The organism is Streptomyces sp. NEAU-W12, assembly GCF_026242095.1.
Taxonomy (GTDB): domain Bacteria; phylum Actinomycetota; class Actinomycetes; order Streptomycetales; family Streptomycetaceae; genus Streptomyces.
In genome coordinates, this window is the sequence record NZ_JAPJDM010000001.1 from 67,959 (window position 1) to 82,093 (window position 14,135).

The following is a 14,135-nucleotide window of genomic DNA, read 5'->3' on the forward strand; positions in this document are numbered from 1 at the left end:
CAGTTAGTGCCTCACCGGGCACGATGTCGAAGGGCCCCCTGGAAACAGGGGGCCCTTCGGCGTGGTGTGGTTGCGGTTTCGGTCGCCCTGGACGTTCTCGGAGGCCGGCGGACCGGCTCGGGCGCGTTGCCCGTTCCGGGCAGGAGCGCCCGCCTGCCCGCGAAGGCCGGTGAGTTTCCGTAGCATGAGAGCCGTGACAGCCCGTGCACAGTTCCGCCGCACGCCGTCGCCACCGACGTGGTGGCCGACGCTGCTGGTGCTCGGGCTGCTGGCCGGGGTGTTCGGCATGCACGGCCTCGCTCCGGGCGGCGCGACCGCCGTCACCGGCCCTCACTCCTCCTCCGGCCCTCACTCCTCCTCCGCCGCTGCGCATGAGGACATGACGGGTCCGGTGAGCGCCGAGTCCGTCTGCCATGGCGGCGGTGACGGCAGCGGGCACGCACAGCATGCCGACGCGACGTGTTCCTCCGGTGCCGTCGGCGCGGGCCCGGCTCTTCCCGGGCTGCTGCCCGACCCCACCGCTCGGGCGGCGTCGCCGGCCGGTGGCCACCGGCCGGCGGCAGCCGACCCGGAGGGCGGTCGTGCGCCGCCTTCGCTTGCCGAACTGCAACTCCTGCGGATCTAGGACAAGGCCCAGCCGTCCCCGCCCCCGGGCGTACGGCACCCGGCCCTGCCCGTGTCACGCCCCCGTGCGCGCGGCGACTCACCTACTTCGCAGGAGTTCACGCATGACCAGCATCCGTTCCCTCGCCCGCCGCACCGGCCTCGTCGCCACGGCCGCGACCGCCGCCCTCGTCCTCGCCGCCGGTGGCGGCGAGGCCGGCTCCGACACCGGTTCCGGCGCGCCGACGTCCGCCTCGGCGGGCGCCGAGGACACCGCCGGCGCCCACAGCGACCAGGACGTCTCCTTCGCTCAGGAGATGATCCCCCACCACCAGCAGGCCCTCCAGATGGCGGAGATGGCGGCCACCCGGGCTTCTTCCGCCGAGGTCAAGGACCTGGTCTCCCGCATCGAGAAGGCCCAGGACCCGGAGATCGAGACGATGTCCGGGTGGCTGGAGGCCTGGGGCGAGGACGTGCCCTCGTCCATGCCCGGCATGCACCACGGAAGCTCCGACGCGTCGGGCATGCCCGGGATGATGGACACCGAGGACATGGACGAACTGATGAAGGCGTCCGGCAAGGGCTTCGACACGATGTTCCTGACCATGATGGTCGAGCACCACGAGGGCGCCGTGGAGATGGCCACCACCGAGAAGGACGAGGGCCGGTACGGGCCGGCCAAGAAGCTGGCCGGCGACATCATCACCGCCCAGAACGCCGAGATCGAGGAGATGAACAAGCTCCTCGGCAGGAGCTGACGACACCCCCGTGGGCCCGCACCCCCCCGTGGGCCCGTCCTGCGCCAAGCAGCTCCGTGCCCCGGCTGCGACGACGGTCGCGGCGGCGAGGGCGTACGTGCCGTAGGGGCGCTTGTCGTTGTCACGGGCCTCCTTCTGCGGAGGGCCGCGGCCGGGGCGGCCTGAGGCTCAGGTTTTCTTGAGAGGGCCGGCGTGCAGCGTGCGCAGGCGGCGCCGGTACTCCTCCTCGTCGATCTCGCCGCGGGCCAGCCGCTCGCGGAGGATGTCCTCGGGCGTGGGCGCGGTGGGGGTGTGGGTGTGCTCATGGGGGGCGTGGAGGGCGCGGATGAGCAGCACGACGGCTGTGATGATCAGCGCCCAGAACAGGACCATGCCGGCCGACATCGCGAACCAGCCCCATCCGTCGACGTCGTGGTCGTACCAGAACATCATCGCCACTCACCCGCTTCGGTTTGTCGGCGACCGGGGGCCGGACGGGCTCCCAGGAGCTTCCTGCTCCTTGACCTCCATTGTCCCTCTGCCCGGTGCGGCGGTCCGGGGCCGGACGGTCCAGGGCCGGTGGGCCGTTCAGCCCTTGTCCGGCAGGGGTACTCGTGCGCAGGCTGGAGAGGGCCCCCGTCAGGGGAGGCGAGAAGCCCATGCCCGGCGGCCGACACAGTGCGGCGTCCCGCTCGGGGCTCGGTCTCCGAAGAATCCCGGACCACCCCCTGAGGCGACTCCGGTCCAGCCGGCCGTTCGCCTGCTCATCGCCTCCGGCGAGCCGACAGGCCGCCGCGCGCGGCTGAACGCATAGTCGGGGACCGGTGACAGGACAGCGGGACCGGACAGGAGGGCGTCTGTGGCCAGACCGCAAATCGACTACCGGGCGTTGTTCGCCGTGACGCCCAGCCCTTATCTGGTGCTGGACCCCGACCTGGTGGTCGTCGAGGTCAACGAGGCCTATCTGCGGGCCACGGGCCGGGCCCGGGAAGAGCTGATCGGCCGGCACCTCTTCGAGGTCCACCCCGACAACCCGGCGGACCCGGACGCCGACGGGGTGCACAACCTCCGGGCCTCCCTGCAGCGGGTCGTCCTCTCGAAGAGACCGGACACGATGGCGGTGCAGAAGTACGACATCCCGGTCTCCGGCCGTCCGGGGGTGTTCCAGGAGAAGTGGTGGTCGCCCATCAACACGCCCGTCCTCGGAGCCGACGGAGAGGTGCGGTGGATCATCCACCGGGTGGAGGACATGACCGAGTTCGCGCTGACCCGTCCCCTCCACCTCCTGCCGGACGACCTGAGCGGGGAGCACAGGTCGATGGAGGCCGAACTGTTCACTCGGGCGCAGGAACTCCAGGGCCGCAACGAGGAGCTCCGCGAGGCCCACGACCGGGAACGCCGTACCGCCCTCGCCCTCCAGGAGGCCATGCTGCGCTCCCCGGACCTGGCCGGTCACCGGGAGATCGCCGTGCGTTACCTGCCCGCCACCCGGTCCCTCAACGTCTGCGGCGACTGGTACGACGTGGTGGACCTGTCCGACGACCGGTTCACCGTCGCGGTCGGCGACGTGGTCGGCCACGGTCTGGAGGCCGCCGCCGTCATGGGCATGCTCCGCAGCGCCCTGTCCGCCGCCATCCGCGCCAGCGACGAACCGGGCAAGGCGATGGACGTCCTGAGCGAGTACGCCCGCACCTTCGAGGGCGCGCTGGCCACGACCGCGGCCAAAGCCGTCATCGACACCCGCCGGCGGCACATCACCTACACCAGCGCCGGCCACCTCCCGCCCTTCCTGGCCCGGCCGGACGGCACCGTCGTCCTGCTCGACCAGGCCACCGACCCTCCCCTGGGCATCGTCCTCACCGACCACGCCCCGCGCCCCCAGGCCACGGTGTCCTACACCCCGGGCGACACCCTCGTGCTCTACACCGACGGACTCGTCGAACGCCGCGGCGAGGACATCGACGCCGGCCTGCACCGCCTGGCCGGCACCCTCAGCCGTCACACCTCCCTCAGCCCCGACCATCTGGCCGACACCCTGCTCACCCGTCTCGGCGTGGCCGACGGCGGACGGGACGACGTCGCCCTGATCGTCGTCCGCCTGTGAACACCGTCGCCCGCCTGTGAACCGGCCTCCGCCCGCCCGGCGGCTGCGCGCGGCACCGGCCCGGGGGACAGCCGGCCGGGCCGGTGCCGCGCTCGCGGCGAAGGCACCCGCCAGGACCCGGTCGAGGTACTTCTTGCCGGGGAAGACGGGCGGGTGTCCCCGTGCCCCGCGGTGGTGGCGGTTCCGGCGGCCTGCACGGCCACGTCGGTCGGCGGCTCGGGGAACGCGGCCGCAAGGTCCACGCCGGCCCCGGTCGGCACCTGGGTGACGACTGGCTCGGCCACGGCCGCCGGGCGGGGCCCCGCCGAGAGCACGGGCGGGTTCGGCAAGGCGCTCGGAGAAGCCGGCCACCAGCCGCTGGGGTCTCGTGCGAGCTGCACCCCGGGTCCGTCTGCACGTGTTCCCGGGCGGGGAGCGGTGGTGTCCTCGGCTCCCGTGGCCTTCCCCTCTCGCCCCCGATCTCGCCCCCGATCGCCGGTCGAGCGGCGGTCGGAGTCATGGCCAGTAGGTCAGTAGGTCAGCAGCTTGCCCATCGCCGCCAGGACGGACGGCTCGACGCGGTAGTAGACCCAGGTGCCGCGCCGTTCGGAGGTGAGCAGGCCGGCCTCCTTGAGCTTCTTCAGGTGGTGGGAGACGGTCGGCTGGGAGACACCGACGTCGGAGATGTCGCACACGCACGCCTCACCGCCCTCGTGCGAGGCCACTGCCGAGAACAGCCGCAGCCGGACCGGATCGCCCAGGGCCTTGAACATCCGGGCGGCCGTCCCGGCCTCCTCCGCGGTGAACGGACGCTCGGTGAGCGGCGGGCAGCACGGTGCCGCCACCTGGCCGTCGGCGGGTTCCAGCAGCGGCAGCACCTTCGTGTTCGACATGCGTCTATGTTGACATGCGCTGAAGCAGGGGGCGAGGGTGAAGCGACCCGAGTTCGATGAATGTCCATGTCGACGCTTGTCGAATCCGGCGCCATGCCGACCGCGCAGGTCATCGACGCATGCCGCCACGAGCACGCCGAAGAACACCGACTCCACCCCGCCCTGGCACCCAGCCCCGGAGGCCCCGAGGCCACCGCCGCCACGAGCCGCTCCCACGTCGAGAGCGAACCACTCTCCCGGCGCATCGCCACGCACCTGCGAGGGGCCCACGCCGAGGGCGGCCTCACCCCGGGCCAACTCGGCGACCTGCGCTCCTGCCTCTACGGCCTGAACACCGTCCTGCGTCCGCACTTCACCCAGGAGGAGGAGAACCACTTCTCGCCGGCCCCGTGACCGCAGGCGCCCGTCTCCGCCGGACGGCGGACGGCGGACGAGTGCACCGGCTTTCCACCTGTGTTAGCGTGAAGAGTTGCAGTTTTGGTTACAGAGGCTTGTGAGTGCTCTTCCGACCTTCCGTCGACGAGCACTCTTTTTCGTTCCTGGAAGGCTTCGCGGCTTTCCGCAGGATTCGGGATGACAGCCGGGTGAACCGTTGCTGCGACGACGGGTCCCACAAGGTGTGGGCCTCGGGCACTGCCCTCAAGGAGATTCAGCATGGCATCTGGCACCGTGAAGTGGTTCAACTCGGAAAAGGGCTTCGGCTTCATCGAGCAGGACGGCGGCGGCCCCGACGTTTTCGCCCACTACTCGAACATCGCCAGCTCCGGTTTCCGTGAGCTTCAGGAAGGCCAGAAGGTTACCTTCGACGTCACGCAGGGCCAGAAGGGCCCGCAGGCCGAGAACATCGTTCCCGCCTGACCCGTACGCTGACACCGGCGCCGGCGTCCGACGCCGACGCCGGCCCGCAGTGCGTGGCCGGGACCCCGCACCCCTGTGGCGCGGGGTCCCGGCCCACTGCGTTCCCCGGCCCGGCAACGAAGCCGGCGCCGTACGCGTGCTCGCGGCCCGCAACGCGCGGTCGCCTGACGCTGTCTCACCGCGTCCACCGGTCGGCGTCCGCCGGTCCACCGACGCCGTGATGCACTGATCCACTGTTTTCGGCTCATTCTTGCGAATTCTCATGCGGCTGGTACCTCGCCGTCGGGAGGAATTCCTCGATACGTGCCGCATCGAGGAGGGTTCCCCATGAACCGCAACCACACAGCTCGTTCGAACAACAGCACCGGCAACTCCGGTTCGTCCCGCTCCCGTACGGACAAGGCGGCGGGCTCCGCGGGTTCCGGCCGGGGCGGCCGCTTCCGTTCCCAGGGGGCGGGCGGCCGTCAGGGCGCTCCGGCCCGCGGTGGAGCCAAGGGTGGTCGCGGCGGTGGCCGCGGAGGCCGTCCCGCCGCGTCCGGCGGGGAGTTCGCGCCGCCGGTCACCCTGACCCCGGCGCTGCCGCCGGTCGAGGCGTTCACCGAACTCGACATGCCCGAGCGGCTGTTGACCGCCCTGAGCGCCGAGGGCGTGACCAGTCCGTTCCCGATCCAGGCCGCGACGCTGCCGAACTCGCTGGCCGGCCGGGACGTACTGGGCCGCGGGCGTACCGGCTCGGGCAAGACACTGGCCTTCGGTCTGGCGATGCTGGCGCGTACCGCCGGGCAGCGGGCCGAGCCCCGGTACCCGCTGGCGCTCGTCCTCGTTCCCACCCGGGAGCTGGCCCAGCAGGTCACCGACGCTCTCACCCCCTACGCCCACGCGCTGCGCCTGCGGACCGCCACGGTGGTCGGCGGCGTGTCGATCGGCCGGCAGGTGAGCGCCCTGCGCGGCGGTGCCGAGGTCGTCGTCGCGACGCCCGGCCGGCTCAAGGACCTCATAGACCGGGACGACTGCCGTCTGGACCAGGTCGCCATCACCGTCCTGGACGAGGCCGACCAGATGGCCGACATGGGCTTCATGCCGCAGGTGACCGCGCTGCTCGACCGGGTGCGCCCCGGCGGCCAGCGCATGCTGTTCTCCGCCACGCTGGACCGCAACGTCGACCGCCTGGTGCGCACCTACCTGCACGACCCCGTCGTCCACTCCGTCGACCCGTCCGCGGGCGCGGTCACCACGATGGACCACCACCTGCTGCACGTGGACGACGACGACAAGCACGCCACCACGACGGAGATCGCCGCCCGCGACGGACGCGTGATCATGTTCCTGGACACCAAGCACGCCGCCGACCGGCTGGCCAAGAAGCTCCTGGCCGTCGGGGTGCGGGCCTCGGCCCTGCACGGCGGGAAGTCCCAGTCCCAGCGGACCCGGACCCTGACCCAGTTCAAGGACGGCCACGTCACGGTCCTGGTGGCCACCAACGTCGCGGCCCGCGGCATCCACGTCGACAACCTGGACCTCGTCGTCAACGTCGACCCGCCCAGCGACCACAAGGACTACCTGCACCGCGGTGGACGCACCGCCCGCGCCGGCGAGTCCGGCACGGTCGTCACGCTGGTCCTGCCGCACCAGCGCCGGGAGATGTCCCGCCTGATGTCCGACGCCGGCATCACCCCGCAGACCACCCGGGTACGTCCGGGCGAGGACGAACTGAACCGCATCACCGGAGCCCAGGCACCGTCGGGCGTGCCCGTCGTGCTCACTCCGCCGCCCGCCCAGAACCAGCCCGCGCGCACGGGTTCCCCCTCCCGGAGCCGGCGCAGCCGCCGCCCCGGTCAGGCGGCCCGCCGCAGCGCGGCCGGCAAGAACAAGAGCGGCCGCTGAAGGCTCACCGGGAGGGTGCGGGGCCGGTGCCGCGCAGGTCGGCGTCGTACACCGTGCGGTAGTCCGGGACGACGGTGCGGGTCGTGGGGGACGCCCGGGCGACCTGTGTGAGGAAGCCGTCCAGGTCCATCGCCGGGTCGCGTACGGGGGAACCGCTCAACGGCACCTCGAAGTTGTCCCAGTGGACGGGGACGACGACACCGGGGCCGTCCAGCGCCCGCATCAGCCGGGGTACGTACTGGTGGGTGGCGGTGCTCGCGGGCACGGCGATCATCGCGAGGTCGGGGCGCAGCCCCCGCACCGCCCGCTCGCAGAAGTCGCTGGCTCCCATGAGGAACGCCGACGGGCCGCCCCGGCCCGCGGTCACCCGGAAGGCGAGGGTGTCTCCCTCCGGCAGGTCCGAGATGGTTCTCGGGGCCTTCGCGGGACGGGAGTTCAGCGTGCCGGGAGCGAAGTAGGCGCACTTCTTGTTGCGGCTGTGCAGGCTCGGCACGACCTCGACGACGATCCCGCCGAAGTCCAGCACCTCGCCGCCCTTCACCACGGATATCTGCCCCGGGTCGACTCCCAGGGCGGCCAGCAGGTGGTACGTGGTCTCGGTGCCGACGACGCGGGCGCCGGTGGTCCGGGCGATGTGCGGCACGTCGCCGAGGTGGTCCCAGTGGGAGTGGCTGACCAGGACGAGGTCGGGGCTGCCGATGTGCGCGTCGACGACCTCCGGCAGGGTCCGCAGGCGGGTCCCCGGGTCGAAGGCTCCGTCGAAGAGGCCCGTGGAGAAGCGGGTGAGGTACGGATCGAAGAGTACGGTCCGGTCGCCGACGTCGATGCGCCAGCCGGCGGTACCGAGCCAGCGGAACGACGCCGCGCCGGCGGTCGCCTTCCTGTTCCGGGCTTCGGACGCGGCGGCCGTGGCGGCCGTGGCGGCCGTGGCGGCCGTGGTGGTCGCGGCCGGGATCAGCGGGGCGGTCGCGCCGAGTGCGGCACCGCGCAGCACCGTACGACGGCCGAGGCCCGGGAAACGTGTTTCCTTGGTCATGCCGCCAGCAGATCAGTGCGTGAACTCCCTTGTCCAAGACCGGAATCCGGCTCAACCGATACGCGAACGCATATGCGCTCAGGTCAGGCCGGGCCAGGTCACCGGCGCTCGCCCCGGAGGAAACCGACCGCGGTTTCGGCGGCCCTGCCCATCGCGGCGTCCACCGTGGGACGGGACGCCGCCAGGTCGTGCGTCCGCGCGAAGACGGCGATCGCGTAACACCCCCCGTCGGGGTAGCGGACGACGCCCGCCTCCATGTGCAGCCCCGGCAGGGTTCCGGTCTTGGCCGCGACCACCACGTCGTCCGGGAAACCCGACACCAATCGGTGCCGGAAGACCTGGCGGGCCATCAGGTCCCGTACGAACGCACAGGCTTCGGGCGGGCCGGCGGCGTCGGTCCAGATGAGCCGGAGCAACCGGGTGATCTCGCGGGGGGTGCTCGCCGTGGTGTGGCGGGGGTCCAGCACGGCCAGCCGTCTCTTGCGGTCGTCCGGCAGGGCGGGGTAGCGGACGGCGAAGTCCCGCTCGTCGCGCGCCCCGACCTCCGCGAGCATCGACTCCAGCAGGTCTCTCGGTCCGCCCACGATCCTGGTCCGCTCCAGGCCGAGTTCCGCCGCGAGCAGCCGTACGGTGTCCAGGCCCACGCGGCTCAGCAGCAGGTCGGCCGCCGAGTTGTCGCTGACCGACATCGCGAAGTGGGCGAGGTCGCGCAGCGACAGTTCGACGTCGTCCAGGCAGCCGGCGGTTCCCCAGCCGCCGAGCCGGTCGGCCGCGGTCACCCGTACCCGCTCCCGCGGGTCCAGCTGCCCGGCGACGGCCTGCCGGGCGAACTCCAGCACCAGCAGCACCTTGAAGATCGAGGCGAGCACGACGGGGTCGTCGGCGCCGACGCCGACCTCACGCCCGCCCGGCTCCGCCCCGGCCCCTGTGCCGACTGCCTCCGTACCCCCGTGCACCGGAACCGCGTGCACCTGCCCTTCGGCCCGCGCCTTCGCGAAGATCTGCCGGATCCGGACATCAGTACGGGTAGGGATACGGGAACGGTCGTCGGTCACTGCTTCCCCCTGGCCATCGGCCTGCTCCGGCGCGGCCTTCCCGTACGGCCCTGTGCACGGCCCTTGCGTGCCGTCTTCGCGTGCGGCTCCCCGCTGCCGCCTTCGCGTAGGGTCGTGACCGTGGATCTCTTGCGCCACCTGCGTCTTTTCGTCACCGTAGCCGACGAGTTGCACTTCAGTCGGGCCGCCGAGCGGCTGGGCATGGCGCAGCCGCCGCTCAGTCAGGCGATCCGCAGGCTGGAGAAGGAACTCGGTGCGGAGCTGTTCGACCGCTCGCACCGCGGTGTCCGGCTGAGCGCCGCAGGGGCGGCGTTGCTGGACGAGGCCCATGAACTCCTCGCCCGGGAGAAGAGGTTGCGCACGCTGGCCCGCCGTGCCGCCGACGGCGGCCTCGGCACGCTGCGCGCGGGCGTACCGCCGGACACCACGGCCGCCGTGCTGTCCGCCCTGCTCGCCGTCTGCGCGGACCACGCTCCCGGACTGTCCGTGGACCTTCAGGAGGTCACCACCGAGGAGCAGGTACGGCTGCTCTCCTCCGGCGGGCTGGACGTCGGACTCGTGCACCATCCGGTCGACGCGACCGAGCTGCGGCTCGGCCCCGAGGTCTCGCTGGACCTGGGTGCCGTCCTGCCGCGTACGTCACCGCTGGCCCGGCTGCCGGAGGTGGCGCTCGGCGAGCTCTCCGGGCACGACCTGGTGCTCTTTCCCCGGGCGCAGGCGCCCGGTTGGTACGACCGGATCCTCGAGGTGTGCCGAGCCGAGGGCTTCGTACCCGGCCGGGTACGGCACGCGTCGAACCCCGAGTTCCTGCTCGCGCTGGTGACGGCGGGGCACGGTGTCGCCTTCGACCAGGGCCCGGTGGCCCGCAGGGAGCCCCGTGTCGCCTGGCGGCCCCTCGCCGGCCGTCCCCTCACCCAGCGCATCGGCGGCGCCTGGCCCGCCGGCCGCGGAGCGCACCCGGCTGCCGGCCGCTTCGCCGACCTCGCGGCCGCCGTCCTGGCCCGCGACCACACCGCGACCGCCCGCCGCTCCCCCGGCCCACAGCCACCGGACGACTCTCCACGGCCGTGGTCGGTGGTGTACGGCTGACCGTTCGGCACATCCGCACGCACGTCCGCACGCACGTCCGGACGAGTCCGTCGGCCGGCCAGGGTCGGAACCCGCCCGGTCCGTTGAAAGTGCTCCCCGAGAAGTCGCGTCCCTGCGGCACCGGACCGCTCACCGTGCCGCCGCGGACGCGTCCGCGGGGGTCTGGCGGGACGCCCCCGAGGCGGCGGTGCCGCGGTCCGCGGGTTCAGGGACCGGCACCGCCGCCCAGCGGTCAGCCGGCCATCACGGGACCCGCCGTGTCCCTCAGTACGACGTATCCCATACACACATAGGTGGTTGCGAGAGCAATGTACAGACAAAACGCGGTGCGCTTGCGCCCACGGGGTCCGCCGGTGCGGTTTTCATCTTGCGTACGCGACACTTACTCTTTGCTCCTTGAGCCTGAATTTCCTGGAGTGAGGACTCCCCCGCCGCACCCTCTTGTGCGATGGTTCCGCGGTCGCGCGACCCCTGGCCGGCGTCACTGTCGTCACCGCGTTGCACAGTAATAGCCGGATTCCCCTTCTCACGCAATTCGGCTCACGACCGCGGCACCTGGGACATCGGTTACGCCGGACGCAGCACGTCGCACCGGGATGCCGCACCGCCGCGCAACCGCAACGGCGGCGGACTACGCCTCGCGGGCCCCGAGCCGGCGGCGCACCTGCCCCAGCGCGCGCGACGCGCGCTCCTCTTCGGCACGGGCGCCGATGCGGCGGCTGGCCGACAGGCCGTCCTCCAAGTGGCCGACGGCCCGCGCCAGGTCGCCCAGGTCCTGCTCCGCCAGCGCCAAGTCACAGAGGATTTCGGCTTCTTCACGTGCGGCCTGCACCCGGCGCGCCAACGCGAGAGCGGCGACGTGCGCGGGCAGGGCCCGCTCGGGGCGACCGGCCACGCGATGGGCCGCACCCGTGCCGCTGAGAGCGATCGCCTCTCCCCGCAGGTCCCCTACGCTCCGCAGCACCCGCAGGGCGCTTTCGTAGAGCGCGAGGGCCTCTTCCGCGAGGACGGGAGATTTCCTTTCCTCCCCGAGCATGGTCAGAACGCTCGCCAGATTCATGTGGAGCGTGGCGTGATCCCCTTTGCCCCCCATCCTCGCAGCCACACTTATCGCTTCTCGGTAGGCTCTCTCCGCAGCTTCGGGATCGCCCATTCTCTGCTGCAGTTCCCCCATGTTGTTCAGTGTGCGATATCTCCCCCGGTCGTCTCCGACGTCGGTGAACCCGGAAAGGGCGGACCGGAACGATTCCATCGCTTCCCGAATCTGCCCCAGATGAAGTTGGGTGATGCCCAGCAGATTATGGCTGCGCGCCACATGCAGAACGTTCCCTGTTTTCAGCTGAAAACATAGGGTGCTCTTCAGCAGGGACTGCGCCAGCTCGTACTGGCCCGTCTGCCACAACGGCATCGCCAGCTGACGCACGCACTCGCCCTCGAGTTCGGAGTCCCGGAGGGCGCGTGCCACGTCCAGCGCCTCGCGGGCTGCCTCCAGGCCTTCCCCGGACCGGCCGCTGTGCGTGTGCACGACGCCGAGGTCGAGCAGGGCCCGCGCCCGCGCCGGATCGTCACCGACCGCCTCCCAGTGCGTGACGGCCCGACGCAGCAGGGGTTCGGCCAGGGAGAGGTGCCCCTCCATGTCGAGAAATCCTGCCAATACATGCACGGTCTGGGCCAGTTGATGTTCGGAGCCGTATTGACGCGTCCAGTCCAGCGCATCCAGCAGATTGGCGCTCTCGGTGATCAGCCATTGCTCGGCCGCACGGGGAGTGGATATCTCCGGCCCCCGCGTGACAGAAACACCGGTGGTGTCCATGCCGATGCGGGAACGGTACGGATAGGCCAGTCGGTCGGCACGGTCCGCGACGCGCACATAGTGATCCACCAGAGCGCGTACCGCCTCCCGGGAGTCCTCCTCCGAATCCACGTCCGAATCCGCGTCCGAATCCACGTCCGATTCGGCCCCGGACAGTGATCGCGTGAACACCCGCAGAAGATCATGCATGGTGAAACGGTGCGGGGAGGGCTCGGAAACAAGGTGGTGGGCGAGGAGTTCCTCCAGGATGCGCTCGGCCACGTCGACGGTGAGACCGGTCAGCACCGCCACCGCGTACGGTCCGAACTCCGCCCCGAAGTGCAGGCCCGCCCTGCGGAAGACCAGCCGCTGCAAGGAGTCCAGCGAACGGTACGAGAGCGCGAACACATGTGTGATCGACCGTTCACCGTCACGGATCTCGGACAGCCGCCCGTCCCCGCTGTCGCCGGTCAGCTGTCCGAGCAGGTCGGACGTACTCCATGAGGGACGGGCGAGGAGGCGGCTCGCGGCGATCTCGATGGCCAGGGGCAGTCGGCCGCAGATGCGGACGATCTCCTCGATGTCGGACGTCCGGGTGTCGCGTCGCTCGCCGAGCCGCTGTTCGAAGAGGGCGACCGCGTCGCCGTGCGGCAGCACGTCCAGGGACACCGGTCGTACGCCCGGAAGCCCCGGGAGACGGTGCCGGCTGGTCACGACGACCACCGTCGGGGACGCCCCGGGAAGCAGCGGCCGCACCTGCGCGGCACCGGCCGCATCGTCCAGGATCACCATCATGCGGCGGTCCCGCACCCTGGTGCGCCAGAGCGCGACCAGTTCGTCGAGGTCCTGCGGGAGTTCCTTGGCGTCCATGCCGATCAGGCGCAGGAGTTCGGCCAGGGCACGCTCGGGAGCCAGGGCCGGCCGGTCCACGGCATGTCCGCCGAGGTTCAGGAAGAGGCGCCCGTCCGGAAACCGGTCCCGCAGTGCGTGCGCCGCGTGGACGGCGAGCGCCGTCTTGCCGACGCCCCCCATGCCGTCGATCGCCTCGACGGTGACGACCACGCCCGGCGTACCGCTTCCCTCCAGGAGGGCGGAGGTGAGCCGCCGCAGTTCGTCGCGCCGCCCGACCCACGGGACGTCACGCGGCAAATTGTCCGGTGTGGGGGCGACGGCAGGGGTGGAGACCGCGGGCGCGGCAGGAGGACGGCCGTCCGGCCGGGGCGGAGTGTGCCTGCCGGTTCCGGTGTGCTCCAGCAGTGCCGCCGCCGGGGTCCCGGCCAGAATTCCCTGCTGGACCCGGTGCAGCCGACGGCCCGCGTCGATGCCGATGTCGCGGATGACCCGCTGCCGTGTCCGCTGCAGCAGTTTCGTCGCCTCGGCCGTGCGGCTGCTGCCGTGCAGCGCGAGCGCCAACTGCTCGACCAGCGCCTCGTCGACCAGGTGCTCCCCGGCCAGGGGCAGCAGTACCTGCACCGCCTCGGCGAACCTGCCTGCCCCGGCGAGTATCCCGGCACGGGACTTGGCCGCGGCCAGACTCTTCTCCCCGAGGGCGGCCCGCAGTTGTCCGGCCCAGGGAGTCGCGATGCCGGCGAGCGGTTCCCCGCGCCAGAGCTCGTCCGCCCGGTCGAGGAGGCGCAGGGCCGCCTCCTGGTCGCCGGCACCGGACAGGGAACGGGCCCGGTCGACGCAGCTCGTGTAGCGGCGCAGGTCCACACACCCCGGATCGATGTTCAGGACATAGGAGTTGGTACGGCTGGCGATCGCAGGAGCGTCCGTACCCGCGATCCGCAGGGCCTTGCGGATGCGCGACACATGGGCGTGCAGGGCCTCTCTGGCCTTGACCGGCGGATTTTCGTCCCAGATCCTGCGGATCAGGGTGTCCACGCCCACGGTGCGGCCGGCGTCCCAGGCGAGGACGGCCAGGGTGAGGCGGGTCTTGGTGGAACCAAGATCACTGCTTCGGTCGGCGGCCCGCACTTCGACCGGTCCCGAGAGTCGAATCGAGATCTTCACCAGCGTCCTCCCGCCGGTACCGCCTCCCCTTGCCGGACTTCAAGAGTGTCATGAACTCACCAAGGGAGACCACCTGGTGCCCTTCTAAGTCC

Annotated in this window: 11 protein-coding genes and 1 pseudogene; 7 read left to right on the forward strand and 5 right to left on the reverse strand. The window is 71.6% G+C overall.

Going from position 1 to position 14,135, the window contains the following annotated elements; all coding sequences use genetic code 11:
• Positions 1–193 precede the first annotated feature (193 nt).
• Both ORI94_RS00325 and ORI94_RS00330 read left to right on the forward strand, forming a co-directional pair.
• Positions 194–625, forward strand: a complete 432-nt coding sequence (locus ORI94_RS00325; RefSeq protein WP_266071628.1) for a DUF6153 family protein — start codon at positions 194–196, stop codon at positions 623–625.
• Positions 626–728: 103 nt separating this feature from the next.
• The gene (locus ORI94_RS00330) at positions 729–1,361 is read left to right on the forward strand and encodes a DUF305 domain-containing protein (RefSeq protein ID WP_266071629.1); all 633 of its coding nucleotides are present in this window, start codon (positions 729–731) and stop codon (positions 1,359–1,361) included.
• Positions 1,362–1,529: 168 nt separating this feature from the next.
• Here the strand turns inward: ORI94_RS00330 and ORI94_RS00335 are convergent, their stop codons facing one another.
• A complete protein-coding gene (locus tag ORI94_RS00335; protein WP_266071630.1) occupies positions 1,530–1,793 on the reverse strand; it encodes an SHOCT domain-containing protein in 264 nt (87 codons plus the stop codon).
• 406 nt (positions 1,794–2,199) lie between these two features.
• Here ORI94_RS00335 and ORI94_RS00340 point away from each other — a divergent pair, with 406 nt between their 5' ends.
• Positions 2,200–3,444 carry a PP2C family protein-serine/threonine phosphatase gene (locus tag ORI94_RS00340; RefSeq protein WP_266071631.1) on the forward strand — a complete coding sequence of 415 codons (1,245 nt, stop codon included), beginning with the start codon at positions 2,200–2,202 and terminating at the stop codon, positions 3,442–3,444.
• A 509-nt stretch (positions 3,445–3,953) separates the two neighbouring features.
• Here ORI94_RS00340 and ORI94_RS00345 read toward each other — a convergent pair.
• Positions 3,954–4,316 (reverse strand): ArsR/SmtB family transcription factor, encoded by a 363-nt coding sequence (locus ORI94_RS00345; RefSeq protein WP_266071632.1) that lies wholly within the window; start codon positions 4,314–4,316, stop codon positions 3,954–3,956.
• A 126-nt stretch (positions 4,317–4,442) separates the two neighbouring features.
• Between ORI94_RS00345 and ORI94_RS00350 the strand changes: the two are divergent.
• The 3 genes and pseudogenes from ORI94_RS00350 to ORI94_RS00360 form a co-directional block, all read left to right on the forward strand.
• Positions 4,443–4,709: pseudogene (locus ORI94_RS00350) on the forward strand (hemerythrin domain-containing protein); the annotation flags it as partial.
• 261 nt (positions 4,710–4,970) lie between these two features.
• On the forward strand, positions 4,971–5,174 hold the full coding sequence (locus ORI94_RS00355) for a cold-shock protein (RefSeq protein WP_042163016.1): 204 nt from the start codon (positions 4,971–4,973) through the stop codon (positions 5,172–5,174).
• A 327-nt stretch (positions 5,175–5,501) separates the two neighbouring features.
• Complete coding sequence (locus tag ORI94_RS00360; protein ID WP_266071633.1) at positions 5,502–7,058, forward strand: DEAD/DEAH box helicase; 1,557 nt, start codon at positions 5,502–5,504, stop codon at positions 7,056–7,058.
• Between the two features lie 4 nt (positions 7,059–7,062).
• Here ORI94_RS00360 and ORI94_RS00365 read toward each other — a convergent pair whose 3' ends face one another.
• Together ORI94_RS00365 and ORI94_RS00370 are read right to left on the reverse strand one after the other, a co-directional pair.
• A complete protein-coding gene (locus tag ORI94_RS00365; RefSeq protein WP_266071634.1) occupies positions 7,063–8,094 on the reverse strand; it encodes an MBL fold metallo-hydrolase in 1,032 nt (343 codons plus the stop codon).
• Between the two features lie 98 nt (positions 8,095–8,192).
• Positions 8,193–9,149 (reverse strand): serine hydrolase, encoded by a 957-nt coding sequence (locus ORI94_RS00370; protein ID WP_266071635.1) that lies wholly within the window; start codon positions 9,147–9,149, stop codon positions 8,193–8,195.
• Positions 9,150–9,269: 120 nt separating this feature from the next.
• Here ORI94_RS00370 and ORI94_RS00375 point away from each other — a divergent pair, with 120 nt between their 5' ends.
• Positions 9,270–10,238, forward strand: a complete 969-nt coding sequence (locus ORI94_RS00375) for a LysR family transcriptional regulator (protein WP_266071636.1) — start codon at positions 9,270–9,272, stop codon at positions 10,236–10,238.
• A gap of 631 nt (positions 10,239–10,869) precedes the next feature.
• Here the strand turns inward: ORI94_RS00375 and ORI94_RS00380 are convergent.
• Complete coding sequence (locus ORI94_RS00380) at positions 10,870–14,043, reverse strand: AfsR/SARP family transcriptional regulator (protein ID WP_266071637.1); 3,174 nt, start codon at positions 14,041–14,043, stop codon at positions 10,870–10,872.
• Between the last annotated feature and the right edge of the window lie 92 nt (positions 14,044–14,135).